Below are 18,541 nucleotides of genomic sequence, written 5' to 3' on the forward strand. Positions count from 1 at the left end.
CACCGCCGCCGATGCCGAAGCGGCGGCTGAGCGTGGTGGCGACATAATCGGAAACGAGCCGCGCCGATTGGCCGTCGACGTCGACGATATCGAACACCGTGGCGTTCTTTCTACCTATCTGTGCGCCGGATTGGCCAGCGTCTGCGACGATATCGGTTGCCAGAGGGCCCTCGCCCGGTACGGCTTGACATCCCGCAAGCGCGGTACAAAGCAAAAGGGCAGTCACTCGTTTCACTACGACACTCCGTATTCGGCACAGCCATGATTCTATTGAAGGAACTGCGCCGCATAAATTCCGCCAGCCTCTGAAAAGCACAAAGACCGTCCCGCAACAAGCCACGAGTAACTTATAATTGTCACCAAACGCTTGATGTGCCGGGCAAGGAAAAGAGGCGCTTGGTTCGGCGAATGCCCCCAATTCGCCCTTTTGTCGCATCCGACCTGATCAACACATTTAAAATTGAGATAGATGGAAGCGAAGGGTCCAACTCACTTAATGGTTGGTGGAGAAATTGTTGCTTATTCTGGTTGAAGCCGTAGCTTTTCACGCCGAATAGGCGGGACATGCCGGGGCATTACGTAGGTCGATGTCGTCGACGATGTTAGATTGGTTTCGGAGCTACAGCGCTCGATCAACAGGGATCTTCACGCGCGGCGAGGATTCTGCGGAGGTCAAAAATCTACTCTTCGCCAATCAAGTGTGCTTTCCTGTATACTTGCGCGTTAGTAACCGTCGTGAACTGACGCTCGGGGGCGCCCGAGCGTTTCTCGGTCACTCCGAAGATTTTCTCGGCTAGTTCGAGATAGTTACCGATTTCAAAAGTCTCGCCGTACTCCGGATGATAACGTGAAAATTGCAGGAATGCGTGGTTCCTGGCCGCAACGATCGGAGCGTTCATATCTACCGCAATACTAAGAGGTCCAGACGAAGACTGTCCGACTTCCAGATACGGAAAGACGACACAGTCGCAGATAGCCATTGCTTCCGTAAAGCCCTCGTCGGACTGCGGTCCCATAAAGTGGACGCGCGCTCGGACGTTGCTTGGATTGCTTTTTCGATCTGGATTATCCAGCGAGGAAAGAAGTTTTTCTACATAAGGATGAATCGGCTGGTTAGCACGAATTTCGTTGGGGTGAAGGCCGCCAAATATTACCAGATGGTAGTTCTCAGGCAAGTGAAATAGAGCTTTTATAGCTGTGTCGAAACCCTTATATTCGCCAAGGAATCCGAAGACGCCAATTAACTTCGTGCCGTCCGGAAGTCGGTTAAGCTGCGGAAATTTCGCCCTTGAGCTGTTGTTTCGTATCTCTGAAGAATCCTCAGGAGCGACAAACGCCAGTGGATGATCGAACACTCGCTCCATAGCATATACGTGCTTCATGAGGCGCATATCTCTGCGGGTATGGACGATCACCGAAACGTTCTTTTGTGTCTGCAGTTTTCGAATCGTTCTATACACTCCTTCCATGAGGTGCTTCTTTTTATTATAAGAGATAAAGCGGTCCACCGCGCGTATCAACCTAAACCTGAATATGTCTGCGACCCATGGAAGCAATTCAAACCGGAGCTGCGGTAGGATTGTATGGAAGGTTATTGAAAGATTGGGAGCGGCTTCTGCAAGCTTTCTGAATCTTCTCACTATGTGAGTGTTCTTACGTCCAAAAATACCGTACTCCAGTTGTAGGTTTACGGCATCAAAACTACGGATATCCTCAGATATCTCCGCTATAATTTCATCTGCGCGCCTCACAAGTGACGGATGCGTCCCGCGCATGAAATATTGGTCAAGATCGAATATTTTTACGTCAAAATCATCGGATAGCTGCTTGCTTAAATATCTGGCGTAGCCGGCGATGCCGCAAAGATCATCAAGCGTGCTCACTATAGCCAATGTCGGTTTCTTCACCGTTTGATCCTTATCTCTGTCACTGCCGCAGCTTGGGTTCATGCCGGTAAAACCGCCCCACAGGCTCTCGGTTCGATAGCTGCCTCGTTAACGGTCCGATACTAGTGAAAAGTGGACGATGTCAAGCTGCGCAACAGGGCGCGCCTCGTCGGCGGTAGTCCAGTGTCCTCGTCGTAACCGGTCTTTTCCCAACGGCAATTTGTAGCCACAATACCCGCGCGCTCGGCTTCTTAGCCGGGTGGAAAGGTGAGAATTCTCGCATGGCTTCGAGGCTGCGCGGCGCCTATTCGCAGGCGTGCGCCTACATCGACGTCATGCCGCAGAGTGCACCGGCGCGCACGCACGAGTTTGTCCACAGCATGAATTCCAATAAGGGAGGGCTTGACGTCGGCCCCCAGCTGAGATTGATCCGTAATAAACGGCAGTGGGTCGACGGGCAACGCCGGTCGACAATCTGGAGAGCTATCTTGGATAGGAAGATTATCCCGGTCATCATGGCCGGAGGCAGGGGAACTCGACTCTGGCCACTTTCGAGGTCTGCGTCACCAAAGCAGTTTATCCGCTTCATTGGGGAGCACACATTATTTCAGTCCACGCTTCTGCGTGTGTCCGACAGGTCGATCTACGAGCCACCAATCGTTGTCACCAATGATGATTTCCGGTTTTTGGTAGCCGAGCAAGCAAGAGAACTAGGTCTCGAGCTCAGTACGATCATTCTTGAACCCGTGCCCCGCAACACGGCCGCCGCGGTTGCAGCTGCAACCTTGGTTGTGAGCCAACGGTACGGGGAGGATTCGGTTGTCCAAATTCTGGCTTCCGATCATGACATTGCAATTGAGGCCCAGTATTTCGAAGCGAACGCGGCGGCCAGGGCCGCGGCAGTCGCAGGGCGAATTGTCACGTTTGGTATTACGCCCAGCGAACCGGCGACAGGCTATGGTTACATCGAGGTTGGTGAAGCGCTCCCCTGCGGCGTGCATGCGGTGAGGCGTTTTATTGAAAAACCGCCTCTCGAAAGCGCAATCGAGATGATCGCAACCGGACGTTTCTATTGGAATTCCGGAATGTTTATGTTCCTGGCCTCGGCTATGTTGGCTGAGATGACAGAGTACGCGGAAGAGGTGTTAAAGGTTGTGAGGCAGGCAGTGTCCGAAGCAGCCGGAGATCTCGACTTTCTTCGCCTCGGCCGGGAATCTTTTACTCGGAGTCCCGACATCTCTATTGACTATGCTGTGATGGAAAGAACATCGAGGGCAGCAGTCGTTCCATCGCATTTCAAATGGTCTGATCTCGGAAGCTGGGATGCGGTATGGAAAAACGGCTTGTCTGACACTAATGAAAACGTGGCGTCTGAAAACACGACGCTTTTAAACACCAAGAGATCATTGGTGATGACACGGGGCGCGCATTTAGTTGTGAATGGCCTCGAAGATGTCGTGGCAATCGCAAGTGAAGACGCGGTTTACGTCGGTCGACTAGAAGACAGCCAAGACGTTGGTAAAGTCGTCAAGCATTTGGCCTCTGTTCCAGCGACATCGGGGCTCACGCAGGTGCACCCTACCGCTTATCGGCCTTGGGGTGGATACACTTCAATTCTTAGCGGCGACCGTTTTCATGTGAAGCGAATATTTGTGCTTCCTGGTAAAATGCTTTCGCTCCAAAAGCATCATCATCGTGCCGAGCATTGGATTGTTGTAAAGGGGACAGCGGAAGTAACTGTAGGGCAAGAAGTACAATTACTGCGAGAAAATGAGTCGGTGTACATTCCTTTGGGAGAAGTTCATCGACTCTCAAATCCTGGGAAGATTATGCTTGAGTTAATTGAAGTCCAAACCGGGTCATATCTCGCAGAGGATGACATTATCCGCATTGCCGACGAGTTTGGACGCAGTTAACGATCTTTTGGGATAGCAACGTTTGATGGAAGATGCGCCTCTATTCGCCGGCGACCGCTAGAATTGAGGAGACACTGATTGCAAAGCTTGGGGTGGATTATCTTGTTCGAAAAAGCCTTTGAGGCGCTATCTGAAGGCGCATCGCGTTTTCATCGAGAAAGAATTGTAGTCACCTCTGAAGCGGAAGCGCTCGCCGTCATCAAGGAAACGCTCGGGGCGCTTGAGGGTGATGTTGACATCTCGGCGCGCGACGAGATGCACAAGCACTGTCTATATCTAGCCGAAAAGGCAGGCTTGACACTTCCGGATCTCCGGAGTGCTGAAACGGTGGAAGTGGCCCCGCAAGTTTTCGAGGATGCACTTACGAACATCTCAGCTGTGCTGCTTTCTGCGCGACCATCTGGCAATGCCGAGAATGCCCCTGACATCGTTGAGCAAATCATCAGGGCATCAGGCGCCGAACTGGAGGGCTGGTGCAGCCCCGAGAAGGCTAGGACCATGGCTAGGTACATACGCGAACTGAGGCCATCCGTCTGTGTGGAGATCGGCGTTTACGGCGGCCGGTCATTGTTCCCATGCGCCGCCGCTCTGAAGGAAAACGGCCATGGCAGGATCTTCGGCATCGAGAGCTGGAGCACCGACGTTGCGGTAGAAAACAAGACTAGCGAAGGCAACGACGCGTGGTGGGGGAACGTCGACTTTTCAAGAATCAAGAAGAGCGTCTACTCCTTTGTAGCCCGGCACGATCTCACTAACCAAGTGTGCATCCTCGAGGCGTCTTCGACCAAAGCCAGCCATCTGTTCGATACCATCGACTTCCTGCACATCGATGGCAGCCACTCAATGATAAACGCTGCAACCGATGTGATCCTATATGCAACTAAAGTGAGAAGTGGCGGCATCATCATCATGGATGATATCGAGTGGCACACCACGATTCCTGCTTATACGCTGCTTCGGTCCTTCTGCGATGAACTGCAAGTTCTTGAGAACCCTGCAAACGGCAAGCCTAGCGCCGCATTCCTGCGGAAGCACTGAGACCGCCCGAGCAATCAGCGCCCGGGGGATACTAGCGCGTTGCTCGGATTGATCCCAGGGCGGATGCAAGACCATGCCCGCGCCTTCACTTTTGACGCTGAGCCCGTCGGACATCACCGGGCTTGTGACCGCCGCGTGCGTTCTTAGACTATGACGTCACTGACGATCTCTATGCTGGCAAGGCTCGTGAAGAGAACCGCACCAAATGTTTTGTCAAAGCGACTATGAAGCGCACCAGGTAAGGATTTGAGTTAGGCCGGCAGAAAGCAATTGCTCGGCCGCCGCTTCGTTCTCAGCCTCGACATAACATCTCATCTCGGGAGCATTTCCGGATGGGCGGAAGTGAATAATACGCTCATCTCTCAGGACTATCCGGAGGCCATCGGCACTGCTCAACGACTCAACCGCACCAACTGAAGCAAGGAAGCACGACACGTTCTCTACTCTCGCTTGCAAGTAGCTCATCAGCTTCCTGCTCGATTCTATTGGAAAGTTCTCCAACCGCCCCGCCGTCGCATAGGGCAAGCGAAAAGAGTCCGAAATTGCTGACAGTGGACGTCCTGTTGAGGCGACCTGCGAAAGAACAGAAAGTATTGGAAGAAAGGAATCTCGCGTTGGCAAAGCTTTCAAGCGGTGGTTGTGAACCACGAAATCGGACCCGGTAAGCAAGCCACCATTCGCTTCGAACCCGATAACAGCTTGGGCTGCGGATTGAAGTGCGCTCGACATCCCCTCGATTACATAGGGCGAGCCAACACGCGTGCGAATGACGGTATAGGATCCTGCTCTCTCGATCCCCGAGTTCGAGGTGACGGGAGTGACGACGGTTTCGGCATTTAGGAACTTAGCTGCAACTAGCCCAAGCAGGTCTCCCCGCAGCGGCTTGCCGCGCTCATCCACCACGAGAGGCCTGTCGCCGTCGCCGTCAGTAGAGACGATCGCGTCGAGTTTGAGGTCCCGCGTCCAAGATTCGAAGCACTGAATGAACTCCGGGGAAAGCGCTTCCGTGTCGACAGGGACAAAGGATTCCGATCGCCCTAATGCCACCACATTAGCACCAAAGTGCGAGAGCACCCCTTTTATAAGGTCTCGTGCGACGCTACTGTGCTCAAACACGCCGATCCTCATGCCGGCCAAGGCATTCGGGGCAAGTATGTTTGCGTTGCGCTCAAAGAAGAGGCCCTCACAAGCAGCCCGACGATCGGATGCGATGCACCCATCCTTAGCTTGAAATCCCGACTGTCTTAACTCCTCAGCCAAAGTGAGAATTGGCTGCTCGTCGGCTTTACCGATCTCCCCATCGGGGCGGTAGAACTTAATGCCATTTCGATCAGCCGGAATGTGGGATCCTGTGATCATCAGTGCAGCCGCCCCCAGGGTCTGGGCGTACAGGGCAAGTGCCGGCGTGGGGACGGGGCCGCAGTCCACTATTTTGAAGCCCAGCGTCGATAGTGCTCTCTTGCAATTTGCCGCTATGTCCGGACTCGAGTCGCGAAAGTCTTGGCCGATCACGATGTCTTGGCCCTCTTCCGCCAATCCTGCTCGGGTCAAATACAGGCCGAACGCGGCCGCAAAAACGGATGAGGCATTACCCTTGAGTTCCGTGGAAAGTCCCCGGAGTCCACTCGTGCCGAACTTCATGCTCTTTCTTCATTCCCTCGTTACCGGTGTTGGATCGACGACACCGCGTTGCCAACCTTTGAATCGACTGTTAGGTACCCTGCGAACGGGGACTCATACAAGGGCTATCGAGACATCTTGGGCGGTGCACCCACCGCTTCAGACGCCTCTGTGGCAAGCGCTCGTCCCCGAGTGGTTAGGACAGATTATGCGCATTTTCTTGGATGTTACGCGAACGCTCATACACATTTACGATGCAACTGTTACGGGCATTGATCGTGTAGAGCACGCATATATCACATATTTCCTCGATTCCCCCCTAGATTGGGAGGTTTGGTTTATCCTCACCACGTCCTACGGCAAAGCCGCTCTATCACGTTCTGAGATGCGGGCAGAAATGGACAAATTCGCCGAGTCAGCCAATCAGAAGCAGCAAAAGCACGAGGGTTTCGAAGTAATCGCAACCGTGTTGCAGCGACCTGTCCCGGCTGGGTTGCAAAAGTCATCAAGATTAATATTGAACGACGCCAGCCAAGGGCGCTGGCGCGCATACTTGAATATTGGCCAACTTTTGATTCGGGGCAGGTGGCGTTTTGAACGCCTTGTTCGAAGGCCCGTCCCTACCATCTATTACCATACGTCTCACACTGGACTAGAGAAATCCGAGCGGTTCCAGTGGCTTGAGCGGGATAGAATAAAGTCCGTCTTTTTTATCCATGACCTAATTCCGATACAATATCCGGAATTCTGCCCCGACATTGCCGCGGAACGCCATCGTGCACGCATGAGAACAGTTCGGATGCATGCCGATGCGATTATAGCGAATTCTGAGTTCACCGCGGCATCGATAAAAGACTACCTTCCGGGCGAAGCCAACCTTAATATACCTGTGGTTGTCGCTCCGTTAGCGAACTCCATCTCCGATCAGCAACCGGTCTCCGACCAGGATCTGGCTAAAGCCCACCCTTATTTCCTTCACGTGGGGACCTTGGAGGGGAGGAAAAATGTTGGGCACCTTCTAAACGTCTGGCGGACAATTATAGCTCGACTCGGCCATCAAGCGGCGCCGAGGCTTCTTCTGGTGGGGAAACGGGGTTGGGAATGCGAGACCGTAGTCGACCTTCTTGAGAGAAGCCATGAATTAGCAAATCACGTGGTTGAAGCTTCGGGGGTGTCAGATCAGCAGTTGTTGAGATTGATGCTGGCTTCCCAGGGCTTGATTTCAGTGTCTTTCGTCGAGGGATATGGTCTGCCACCTGTAGAGGCCATGCGGCACGGCATTCCAGTTATCGCGTCCGATATTCCGGCGCACCGCGAGGTGTTGGGGAGTCAGGCGGAATTCGTCGATCCAACTGACGGACCGGGGCTGGTCGCAGCGGTCATTCGCGTGATGGGTTCCCAGTCGCTGCTGAGAAACAGTTTAACGCGGTCGCTTCCTCCTGGTCTGTCCTGGGAGGAGCATGTAAAAAAAGCCGTCAGACTCACAATGGAAAGATTGCTTGAGCTCTGAGGTCGACTGTATGCGGCGATGCAGCCTATGTCGAGGGCCGGACACCTTTTTGTTTGTCGAGAAACACGGTCATTCCAACACCGTCGCTGCAGGAGTAGGCGGTTCCTGTCTAGCGGCCCCGCGCTGGTGACTCCTTCTCCGGTGCCTGCGGTGCCTGCGCGAGTTCAGTAGGCCGCGTCGGCCGGGAATGGCTCGGATGTCGGCAATTTGATGAGGCTGGCGGACGGGTCCGCTGTTTTCGATCACGGCCGGTCCGCCGTACTAGCCGAGCTCCTGAATGGACATCATCCATCAAAGGACCAGCCATACCGATCCAGGGAGACCCCCCGAGCACGCAAGTCACCGTCGCCATAGCCGGCCTCCGATGACGTTACGGTGGCATCCAATAGAATTGTTAGTTTCAAGTACGGATGTTGGGAAATCGCTGGTACTACTGCGACCTCATGGCACGAGGCATCCGACTGGAATTCATGTCTCGCCGGTCGATCGTTTATCTCAAATCTCAATCGGCCTCGCTGCAGCGGGGAAGCGTACCCGCGTATCCATAGCTTGGCTTGAATCTGAACGCCTGCGGGACAGGGGAAATACAGGACACTTCTTGTGCTGGGACCGGTCCATACGGCGCAGTTTGGGCACCCCGACGCATCTCGACCCCAAAATCCGCTTCCAATAATACACTCCCTCACCGATATGACCGTATCTTGCCCCTTTGGCACGGGCCGAAGTCGCTCAACAGCCCGAGCTAAGTGAAGTTCCTCAAAGTCTTTCTCCTGATACCTCGCGCCCTCAGAAAGCTTTTTTTCCAACAAACTCTCGGCGAACGAATAGGCTTCTTCGTCGAATACAGTTAATTTGCGGAGGATGTCGGCGGCTTCATGAATTTCGTCATCGCTGACTCGAGCTCCACGTGTGACATTTCTATCGCCAGCGCCCACTGCGTCAGGAACTAGGCCTAACCTTGAACAAATTAGCTCTCGCGTCTCACGCATTCTCTCGGTAAGTCCAACCGCCTCATAGTCATCTCGAAGGGCGTGCTTGGCTCTCTCAAGAAGATTGCCTACGTGCCTCGACCGCCACGGCTCAGGATTACCCGCTGTGGCTGCTAAAGCTCGCACCTGATAATTGTCAAAATAGTGAGCGAGCGTACTTGTCGCATGCCTCTCCAAGAAATCCTTAAGCCTGAGCGTCGCGGCGTCCCTTACCGCGTCTCCGATTCCCTCACTTGCGATGTAGTGACCGTCTGCAAACTCCCTGCGCCAATCAGCAACCTGTGAGATGACCCTAGGAACTGGTCGCCGCAGAACCGTGAATCGAAATGTATCCGGAGGCGCCTGATCGATGAATGCTCGATGCGTATAGACCGCGGGGGCTCGGTAGAATGACACTGCCGCCAATTCTCGCTCGCTGTTTGAATCGATTCGTGCGGCATTGAAAGCCCTGGGGTCGGGGTCCACCCAACACTGCAGGTCCGGGACATGCCACTGCAGCCAAGCGTTCAGGGACGTGCCACCACATTTTCTGAGATGAAAATGGAAAATTCTCTTGTAGCTGTTTGCAAACATACCCCAGTCCCCGGAATCCTGTGAGTGCGTCGGCAGTAAGAACCGAAAGCTAGCGCGTTGTGAACCCCGCAATCAGGTTCGTCCCCGACTTCGTGCTCGCCTCGAGGCCAGCCGGATCGTCGTAGTTGGGTGGACGGCATAAGGGTATTGCATGATGGCCTTCGACTAGGTAGTACCACGGTAAACATCGTTGCGCTGGCGGTTGAACATTGCCTAGGGTGGGTCGTAACTGGTACTGCTGTTCAGCTCGCAACTTTAGACGGATGCAGCAGTTAGAAAATCGGATTAACCGCAACGATGAGTCGCGAAACAGCGCTACCTGTTGAAGAACTCGTGACCAATCTGCGCCTGGCCACCGACAGACACGTAGCCATTGATCTGATACGAAGCCTTGCTCCGATATCGGGTGCAGATGCTGACCGTTTGCTCATCCTTCGAGATAAAAGCTGGCACTTTGGATTTATGGGGGCAGCCGCAGCCTTCGGAAAGCAGTTGCTGAAATTACGTTCGAGCGCAGGCGATCATATGTCCCTCAGCGCTATATTGGATGCCCAATCTGATTGGGATGGCGCCTTAAGGAATGCAATCACTGCTTCCGATCTCGATCCGGATAATTTCGACTTTGCGCTTCATGCAGGGAGCCTAGCCAATCGAATTGGCCGTTTTGATCAGGCAAAAAAGGTGCTCGATCGCGCGCTGCTGCTGAATTCGTCTCACGTCGGCGTTCTTCACAATGCATGCTTCGCGAATGAAAAGCTTGGCTTTGTCCCCGAAGCCATTGAATTTGCAAAGCAAGCATTTGAGTTGGACAAGCCGCGCGCGGAGTACTGCATACTGGCCGCGAACCTGATGATGCGGCTCGGTGATTTCAAAGGCGCTGCGGATTATCTCCTAGAAAAGTCAGGAGAAATTGCCCACGCGGCTCTATTTCACCGGACCCTGAGCGGCGCCTTAAATCAGATCGGGGAGTTCGAACAAGCGCTGGAACAAATCGAATCGGCAATCAAGCTCTCGCCTTCGGAAACTGAATTTCAGATCCATCGTTCTGGTGTCCTTCTTAATCTGGGCCGTTACAATGACGCGCTAACTGCGGCGACGGATGCGTTGGCGTCAGATCCCGATAATCTTAATATAAGGCGGCAACTGGTCACGATACAACTGGAACTTGGCGATAGCGACGCTGCGGTTGCCGAAGCAGCCGAATTGTTAAGAAGGGAGCCGAGCCACCACGAGTATGCTCAATGCATGCAGCATGTGCTGTTTCAGCGGCAGGACGCCAGTGTCGGAATTGGGGACATTATTGAACAAAAGCGGAAAAGCGGGCCGCGGCGCAGCTTTCGCGAAAGGACCTTGCTGGAGAAGCTTGCCTCGGAATTTCGTGTTATTGGGGCGATTTTCTTGCGCGAAATGCGCAGCCGTTTCGGTGAAAGCCGCTTGGGCTACGTATGGGTAGTCGTTGAGCCGATGATTCATATGGTGGCTCTTGCAGTTGTATTTCAATTTACGATGAAGGGACAGCCTCCCCTCGGAGACTCGTTCTTCTTCTTTTACTTTACCGGTCTTATTCCGTACCAGTTGTTTGTACATACGACCGAGCAGGTCTCGAATACAACGAGCCATAACAAATCTCTGTTGCAGTTGCCTCCGATCACGAATCTTAATGCTATGTACGCAAGAGCCGCCCTTGAGCTTTATACGACCTTTCTTGTGATAGCGATTTTTACCGCTGGCTTCATGATATTTTCCGTTGATGCGATCCCCCTCAGTTTTTCAACTGCGCTGCTCTCGCTACTGATAACTTGGCTGCTCGGGCTGGCTACCGGCATGATCAACGGAGTTGTGAATTATTACTTCCATGCGTGGCATCACATCTTTCAAATCGTGCAGAGATTTTTATATTTCACGTCTGGAATATTCTATGTCCCCGCAATGATGCCTCTTGAAGTCCGTGAAATTTTGTCCTGGAATCCCCTTCTGCATGCCGTGGACTGGTTTCGGACAGCGTTCTTCTACACTTACGAACCACCCTGGATGTCAGTGCACTATCTATTCGCAACAGTGTTAGCGACACTCGCCCTAGGCCTTGTCCTTGAAAAGCTGACTCGAAAAACATTGCGTCGGATCGCATGATCATATTTGAGGATGTGTCAAAAGCATATCACACCAGGAGCGGGAAAAAGATCGTTCTTGACAATGCAAGCTTCGATTTTCCTGCCGGGTACAACGTCGGGATTCTAGGCGGCAACGGCGCTGGGAAGTCGACGTTGTTGCGCATGATTGCTGGCGCCGAGCCCCCAGATAGGGGGCGGATCAGGCGCAAGGCGAGGGTCTCTTTCCCCCTCGGCTTCGGTGGAACTTTTCACGGGCATTTGAGCGGTCGGCAAAATGTCGCATTCGTCGCAAGAGTTTACGGGGCCGACTCTGCTAAAGTTCTCCGGTTCGTGCAGGACTTCTCGGAGCTTGGAGACTACATTGACATGCCGGTGAATACGTATTCGTCGGGGATGGCAGCAAAATTGGCCTTCGGTTTAAGTCTCGCCATCGATTTCGATGTTTACTTAGTTGACGAAGTGACTGAAGTGGGGGACGCGCGATTTCGCCGGAAATGTGCGGAGGCATTCGCGGAAAGAATGAAAAGAAGTGACATCATTATGGTTTCCCACAATAGCCAGACCATAAAAGCTTACTGTGACCGTGGCGCTATTCTGCAAGACGGAGGGCTTCGCTTTTTTGAATCGATCGATGAGGCTATGCTTTTTCATCGCAGACTCATGGGGGCGGCGAATGCCTGAGACGACCACAACAGAGAACGCAAAGCCTCGACTTGCAAGCCATGCCACAATTGAACTGCGGCGCGAGGATGGGGCTCTCAGCATTCAGGACAAGGAGAGGCGGTGGCCGATGTTTGTCCCAGCCGCGCCGCTTTATGCGCCAGTTGCAAAGCTCTCACGCCTAACCCGCTCGTGGCTCTTAGTGAGTTTTGTGAGCACTGTCATTCTTCTCCCCTTGTTTTATGGCGCGTATTTGGCTTTGTTTGCTAGTTCAAGGTATACGACAGAGTTCCGCGTTGCCGTCAAAACAGTGGACTCAATGCAGCAGGTTGGGTTGTCCGCTTTGCTGGGAATGGGACTGGGCGGAGCGTCGAGCAATACCTACGATTCCAATGCGATTGTGCAGTATATTAAGAGTCTTCAGGGGATTAGCGATATAGATAATGAGGTTGGACTCACCGCCAAGTTCGGTCGAGATGACATCGATTTTCTTTCACGTTTGGAGATGTCTGCCCCGGCAGAAAAGATTCTGCGTTATTGGAACCAAATGGTGAAGGCCTATTATGAAACGTCGACCGGAACCATTATCGTGAAAGTGGATGCCTTTTCACCTCAAGACTCGCTAGACATTGCGGTTGGTGCGCTCAATCTTTCTGAAAAGCTGGTGAACGACATGTCGGCGAAAGCCAGACGAGAGGCTGTTGTTTTCGCCCAGCAAGAGGTTGCAGAGGCAGAAGATAGGTTGGCGCGTGCCACCGCCAAGATGACGGAGGTAATGGATCGCGAGGGCACGCTGAATCCACAGCTGTCGGCACAGTCTATAGTTACATCTACCACCCGCCTGCGAGACGAGCTCTCGGAGCTAAATGCGAAGCTCGCAGTTCAGCGAGCGAGTTTGAGCGACGACGCACCGCCGGTGTCACAGACAAAGATACGAATTGCGGCTGTCGAGGCCGAACTCTCGAAACTGAATGCACTTGCAACGGGATCGGATGAAGGCGACAACCGGCCCCTTTCAGCGAGCTTGAGTAATTTTGCGAAAGCCGAAAGCGAGAGGATGTTTGCAGAAAAGGCTTATCAAAGCGCCCTCACTGCCTTGGAAACCGCTCGGATCGACGCTGCACGGCGGCAAGCATACCTTGCTACCATTGTTCGACCTCAACTTGCTGAGGAACGATCATACCCCCGAGTTATATTTGCAACCATAACGGCAATAGCGGTCTGTTTCCTCGTGTGGCTGATCGGGAGTGTAACGGTTTCTGCGGTGAAGGAGCATATGTAGTCCGGCCAATCCCGCGGGTTGAGAGCTAACTGCTGCTGGGAGTACCTGGCACCTTCTTGCCAGCCTCGATTTTCGATGTCCGGCCGGTCTGTTGTGGATACCATGGGAAGTCGAAGGCGTGCGCAAGCGGCCGCGGCCGTCGTCGAGTATGTTTGTGGCAGCACTTGTTCTCGGCTGCCCAACTGACCTGACACGAGAGGTCATAAGCGCCAGAATGGCTACGGCGCTACAGCGGGGATACAATCTGCGCGTTTCGTCATCATCGCTTCCCCCTTGATCAGCAAAGGCAGAGGGGTGTACCCCTCCCGTTGATGGCCGCCTTGCCGAGGTAGGCTGAAGACTGCAAGTCCTAGTGCAAGCACTAGGAGTAGTCCTATGACGAAGCATCAGGTTGAGGTGATTACGTCGGTCGAGCGGCGTCGGCGCTGGTCTCGCGAGGAGAAGGAGCGGCTGGTCGCGGCGACGCTTGAGCCAGGCGCAAGCGTTTCGGAGATCGCGCACTCGGCCGGCATCCATGTGAGCCAGCTCTTCCGCTGGGTAAGCGCGTAGGGACCCCACGTATCAATTGACGCGCTGATCGAGGATTTTCTGCATGAGTCATGCGGGAAACCGTAAGCGACAAGGAGACCCCGTCTAGCAGCATCGGGGTTGGGTAAGGTATGGCGGATAGACGATTTCACCGAGTGTGAGCATCTATGTCTGCGCCTATAGCTAGCCCTAGAACGATCCATATGATTGAGGCTGTGCCGGAACGCCTTGAGGGTTCACCTCGTCAGTTGCGGCGTTTTTGGTCGGACGAGTTCAAGGCTTTAGCGGTCGAGGAGGCGTCCAGGCCGGGAGCGAACATTTCAGCGGTTGCTCGACGGATCGGTATTCTGCCTTCGCAGCTCTTTCGATGGCGACGGGAGCTTAGTGGGGATGGTGAGCAAAGCTCTGCTCTGGCGAAAGAACAGCAGCCGATATCTGCGGCAGTTAAGGAACGGGTTGTCGAGGTTGTCATTGGTGACGTCGTCGTGCGCGCCGGCGCGGACGTCGACGAGGCGCACTTGCAGCGGGTGATCCGGGCGGTGCGTTCGGCATGATCCCCTCCGGCGTGAAGGTTTTCCTCGCCAGTCATCCGGTCGACTTCCGCAAGGGCCCTGACAGCTTGCTGTCGCTGGTGCGGGATGCCGGCAGTGATCCGTTCAACGGTGCGCTTTACGTCTTCCGGGCCAAACGGGCGGACAGAGTGAAGATCGTCTGGTGGGACGGCTCCGGCGTCTGCCTTTATGCCAAGCGGCTGGAAAAGTCGCAGTTCTGCTGGCCGCGGATCGGCCATAACCGGGTTCAGCTCAACCATGCCCAGCTTCTGGCGCTCATCGATGGCATGGACTGGAAGCGGGTTCGCGCCGTGCCGGTGAAGCCGCCGGAGATTGTTGGGTAAAAGCCCTGCGGCGAAGTGAATCAGCGGCCTGAAAGGGCAGGAAAACCGGAGCAAAATGTGCTCTGGTCGGGGCCGATGACGCCGCCCGATCTCAAACTCCCGAATGACGTAGAAGCGCTGAAAGCCATGGTGCTTGCCATGGCCGAGAAGGCGGCGCGGGCCGATGCGCTGCAGAACGAGGTCGCTGATCTCAAGGCGCGCAATGCCGATGCCGATGAGCGCATCCCTGAAAGCCTTCGATCGCGCCCGCTTCGGCCGGCGATCGGAAAAGCTCGGCTCCCCAACCCCCGGCGACGAGCAGCAGGCCTTTGTCTTCGAGGAGATCGAGATCGGCATCGCCGCGATCAAGGCACAGGTCACCAAGGGCGGCGAACGGCCGGATGGCAAACGTCCGCCGCGTCCGCGCAAGGGCTTCGCACCCCATCTGGAGCGGGTCGAAGTGGTGATCGAGCCTGAAGATCTGCCCGAGAATGCCGGCAAGCAGGAGGTGCTGATCGGCGAGGATGTGTCGGAGCGGCTGGATGTGGTGCCGGCGAAGTTCCGCGTCATCGTCACCCGCCGGCCGAAGTATGCCCTCAAAAACGAGGACGGCGTCATGGTTCACGAAACCGACAGAGTTCGGGCTAACAAAATCCGCGCTCTTGTTCGCGATGTATTGCTCCGCGACTGGGATCCGATCGGCATATCTGACATTCCCGAAGCGAAGGACGAATATGACGCCTATGCCGAAGTCGTTCTCGGTATGCTCATCAACGAGAACGCAACGGCCGAAGACATCGCCAGCTACCTCTTCAAAATAGCCACAGAGCACATGGCGCTGTCCGATCGCGAAATGGCGAAGCTGTGCGAGAGGGCTGCAGCAGCAATCGTGGCGCTCCGATCAAACTAGGTGGAGATCAGCTTCGGGCTACCTGCGGTGTTCACCGGACGGATACCCTGGTGTGGCTATCTGGCGCTGTATGCGCTCACAATCGGCCTACCGGCGCTGCTCACGTATTTTGCGCCGAAGAACTCTCAGTAACATAACCGGTCGGCTCTCATCCTCGGGGGCCGGACCTTCATTCCGTGGCATCGCCTCCGAGGGCAGGGGATTGCAAAACGGAACCGATCAGATGACTACCGTCCGCGCGCCAGCTTGGAAGTGGGAGTGGAATCTCAACACTGTCGTCATCCCATTGGGATTCGCAGGGGGGCTCATCGCCTGGGGGGCAACATGGGAGCGACTGAGTTCCAATCAAGATTCCCATGCGCAATCCATCAATCGCCTCGACAAGCGCATGACCGCTGCGGAGGTCTTTCTGCGGCAGATCGACAATCACGAGCTCCGGCTGTCCTCCGTTGAGAAGCAGGTGACCGAGGCGGCTACCCCGATGCGGGCGGTAGAGAACACCCTCAACAGCCTTGCGGCCGACATGCGCGTGACGAGAGAGATATTGCAAAGAAACGAGGCGGGCCAGCGTGACGGCGCTCATCTTCTGCGCTGAGTTTCCGGCGAGTCGCAGCGAACGACTAAGGACGAGCTGCAACTCGCCAGCGCGACAGTTGAGAACCAGGCGAAGAAGCGGAGGACGAGACTAGGCTGTTTGTCCCGCGGACGACGAATGTCGAGAGCGGGCCGGCACGATATGGTCGAACGTGCCGGAGCTGTCTACAGGACGAAGTAGCCCTGCTGCAGGGTGACGGCGTCGTCCAGATGAATGGCGAAATCCACCGCCTTGTCGCCGTTCACGTCGCCGTAAATAAATGTATCGGACACGTCCCGGACGTAACGCAATTCTCCGTTTCGGCCTGAGAAAGCGGCTGTCCCCACAAAGATGAAACTCTGGTCGCCGGCGACGGCGGTGTTGGCGTCGATGGCGCCGAGTCCGATTATGTCCCCCTCCGAGGGCAGGAAGTCGTAGATCGTGTCACGGCCGGTCGGGGCGACGGTCGACTCCGCAAGCGTCTTGAAGACGAACTTGTCCGCGCCGAAGCCGCCGGTCAGCCGGTCCGCCCCGATTCCGGCATAGAGCAGGTCATTGCCCGCTTCGCTCAGCAGACTGTCATTGCCCGCGCCGCCAAAGAGCCAATCCGAGCCCACTCCGCCGTAGACTGCGTCGTTGCCGGAATCGCCGTCCAGAAAGTCATCGCCGCCGTAACCCCACAGCACATTGGCCGCCTGGTTGCCGGTGATCGAGTCTCCGGCCGAGCCACCTTTGACGTTCTCGATCAGCGAGCGCGTGTCGCCGTGATAGAGCAGCGCATTGAAGATGTTGCCGGCGGCGAAGCCGTTATTGGAACCGCCGCCGAGCCACGCGAGCTGGTCGATGCTGAAGGTCGATGCCTGACCCGGCCGCAAATCGACCTTGAGCCCGGTCGTATAGGCGGTGAGATCGTACGTGTCGTTGCCGCCGCCATCCCAGACGGTGGCGAAGATCCGGTTGGCGCCGGGGGAAATGGCGACTGCGCCGTTGACGAACGTGGCGCCGCTGGCCGGCGTCCATTTGTACACCGTGTTGCCGCTGTTGGTCGTGAAGTCGGCCCCGTACATTTCCTGCAGCGCGGCGATGTCAGCCATCATGAAGGTCTGCGGCGCGCCGTACCGCTCGTAATAATAGCCGCCGCCGGATCCGACATAGCCGCTGTAAGTCATGATCGAATACTCGATCGAGTCATATTGGGCGGGCAGGGGGTTAAAGGCACCCTCCGCCTCATGGCCGTGCTTCAGGCCGAGCGCATGGCCGATCTCATGCAGCATCGTGTGCCACGCGTAGTTGCCGGCGACCGGGTTGCGATAGTCATTCACCGTGCCGGCATAGGCGGTGCCGAACCAGACGTCGCCGGCTTGGGCATAAGTGCCGGGCATATAGGCGTAAGCTGTGCTGGGAACCGTCGACTGTGCGATACGGACGTTCGCGCTACCGGCACTTCCGGCAGTGAAGGTGCCATTGGTGAAGCCCTCGACGGAAAAGCCGTCATTCGCCGCCGAACCGTAGGACTGCTCCATCGCGAAAAGCGCAGTGTTCATCTGCGCCGTCGATATGGAGTTGAAGCCATTGTATTTCTCGTTGCCGTGGCTGTAGCTGCTGGCCGACGTTGGGAAGGCGTAGGTGATGGTTCCCGCCCAGGCGTAGCCCGATAGCACGCCATTGATCAGACTGTTGCTAGTCGCATTCAGAGTTTTGACGGTTTTACCGGTGCCGCTCATGCGAGGTCCCTACTTACGAAATGCGAGGCGATTGCCCCCGGTTCAGGAAAACGTGATTTGTGCTGACGACAATAAGTGCCAATGCCTGCGATTGTCATAACGAGGTCAGCTGGATTAGAGCCATTATACGGATGGAAAGCTTCCTAGCTGCGCCACACGTCTGCCATCGAACGCGGGTTCTAAGCCCCGACATGCGGATCGTCCATTAGGCCTGGTGGACTAGAACTTGCTGAAGGCGTCAGACTTGAGCCTGCCCACCGGTGTGGTCGGTGGTAACCGACCGGTTGTCACCGCCTGCCGGCTATCGTCGTGATGGCCTAAGATGTCTTTAACGACGTCTTTAACG

The 18,541-nt window shown here is 55.3% G+C and carries 13 protein-coding genes and 2 pseudogenes; 11 read left to right on the top strand and 4 right to left on the bottom strand.

Going from position 1 to position 18,541, the window contains the following annotated elements:
- Both AYK65_RS33030 and AYK65_RS17830 read right to left on the bottom strand, forming a co-directional pair.
- A pseudogene (locus tag AYK65_RS33030) lies at nucleotides 1-235 on the bottom strand (polysaccharide biosynthesis/export family protein); the annotation flags it as partial.
- Nucleotides 236-680: 445 nt separating this feature from the next.
- Nucleotides 681-1,907, bottom strand: a complete 1,227-nt coding sequence (locus AYK65_RS17830) for a glycosyltransferase family protein (RefSeq protein WP_139793211.1) — start codon at nucleotides 1,905-1,907, stop codon at nucleotides 681-683.
- Between the two features lie 467 nt (nucleotides 1,908-2,374).
- On the opposite strand from AYK65_RS17830, the gene AYK65_RS17835 reads away from it, so the two are divergent.
- Nucleotides 2,375-3,802 (top strand): mannose-1-phosphate guanylyltransferase/mannose-6-phosphate isomerase, encoded by a 1,428-nt coding sequence (locus AYK65_RS17835; RefSeq protein WP_139793212.1) that lies wholly within the window; start codon nucleotides 2,375-2,377, stop codon nucleotides 3,800-3,802.
- A gap of 102 nt (nucleotides 3,803-3,904) precedes the next feature.
- The gene (locus AYK65_RS17840; RefSeq protein WP_139793213.1) at nucleotides 3,905-4,840 is read left to right on the top strand and encodes a class I SAM-dependent methyltransferase; all 936 of its coding nucleotides are present in this window, start codon (nucleotides 3,905-3,907) and stop codon (nucleotides 4,838-4,840) included.
- 222 nt (nucleotides 4,841-5,062) lie between these two features.
- Here AYK65_RS17840 and AYK65_RS17845 read toward each other — a convergent pair whose 3' ends face one another.
- Complete coding sequence (locus AYK65_RS17845; RefSeq protein ID WP_081159226.1) at nucleotides 5,063-6,481, bottom strand: phosphomannomutase; 1,419 nt, start codon at nucleotides 6,479-6,481, stop codon at nucleotides 5,063-5,065.
- Between the two features lie 187 nt (nucleotides 6,482-6,668).
- Here AYK65_RS17845 and AYK65_RS17850 point away from each other — a divergent pair, with 187 nt between their 5' ends.
- The 9 genes and pseudogenes from AYK65_RS17850 (at nucleotide 6,669) to AYK65_RS17890 (ending at nucleotide 16,492) form a co-directional block, all read left to right on the top strand.
- Entirely contained in the window at nucleotides 6,669-7,970 is a 1,302-nt protein-coding gene (locus AYK65_RS17850; RefSeq protein WP_172402007.1) for a glycosyltransferase family 4 protein, read from the top strand.
- A 1,859-nt stretch (nucleotides 7,971-9,829) separates the two neighbouring features.
- A complete protein-coding gene (locus AYK65_RS17855; RefSeq protein ID WP_081159230.1) occupies nucleotides 9,830-11,662 on the top strand; it encodes a tetratricopeptide repeat protein in 1,833 nt (610 codons plus the stop codon).
- Entirely contained in the window at nucleotides 11,659-12,324 is a 666-nt protein-coding gene (locus tag AYK65_RS17860; RefSeq protein ID WP_081159231.1) for an ABC transporter ATP-binding protein, read from the top strand. The genes AYK65_RS17855 and AYK65_RS17860 overlap by 4 nt, the downstream gene beginning before the upstream one ends.
- Nucleotides 12,317-13,585 carry a KpsE/RkpR family capsule polysaccharide export protein gene (locus AYK65_RS17865; protein ID WP_081159233.1) on the top strand — a complete coding sequence of 423 codons (1,269 nt, stop codon included), beginning with the start codon at nucleotides 12,317-12,319 and terminating at the stop codon, nucleotides 13,583-13,585. The genes AYK65_RS17860 and AYK65_RS17865 overlap by 8 nt, the downstream gene beginning before the upstream one ends.
- A gap of 375 nt (nucleotides 13,586-13,960) precedes the next feature.
- Nucleotides 13,961-14,134, top strand: coding sequence for a transposase (locus AYK65_RS17870; RefSeq protein ID WP_139793216.1), 174 nt, complete (start codon nucleotides 13,961-13,963; stop codon nucleotides 14,132-14,134).
- Between the two features lie 182 nt (nucleotides 14,135-14,316).
- Nucleotides 14,317-14,667 (top strand): transposase, encoded by a 351-nt coding sequence (locus AYK65_RS17875; protein WP_244560001.1) that lies wholly within the window; start codon nucleotides 14,317-14,319, stop codon nucleotides 14,665-14,667.
- Nucleotides 14,664-15,008 carry an IS66 family insertion sequence element accessory protein TnpB gene (gene tnpB / locus AYK65_RS17880; RefSeq protein WP_081159236.1) on the top strand — a complete coding sequence of 115 codons (345 nt, stop codon included), beginning with the start codon at nucleotides 14,664-14,666 and terminating at the stop codon, nucleotides 15,006-15,008. The genes AYK65_RS17875 and tnpB overlap by 4 nt, the downstream gene beginning before the upstream one ends.
- Before the next feature lie 75 nt (nucleotides 15,009-15,083).
- A pseudogene (locus tag AYK65_RS32425) lies at nucleotides 15,084-15,606 on the top strand (IS66 family transposase); the annotation flags it as partial.
- A 514-nt stretch (nucleotides 15,607-16,120) separates the two neighbouring features.
- Nucleotides 16,121-16,492: a hypothetical protein gene (locus AYK65_RS17890; protein ID WP_081159237.1), complete on the top strand. Its 372-nt coding sequence runs from the start codon at nucleotides 16,121-16,123 to the stop codon at nucleotides 16,490-16,492.
- Nucleotides 16,493-16,656: 164 nt separating this feature from the next.
- Here the strand turns inward: AYK65_RS17890 and AYK65_RS32435 are convergent, their stop codons facing one another.
- Nucleotides 16,657-18,195: a M10 family metallopeptidase C-terminal domain-containing protein gene (locus AYK65_RS32435; protein WP_081159239.1), complete on the bottom strand. Its 1,539-nt coding sequence runs from the start codon at nucleotides 18,193-18,195 to the stop codon at nucleotides 16,657-16,659.
- Nucleotides 18,196-18,541 lie beyond the last annotated feature (346 nt).

The sequence above is a fragment of the Ensifer aridi genome, from assembly GCF_002078505.1.
Classification (GTDB): Bacteria; Pseudomonadota; Alphaproteobacteria; order Rhizobiales; family Rhizobiaceae; genus Sinorhizobium; species Sinorhizobium aridi.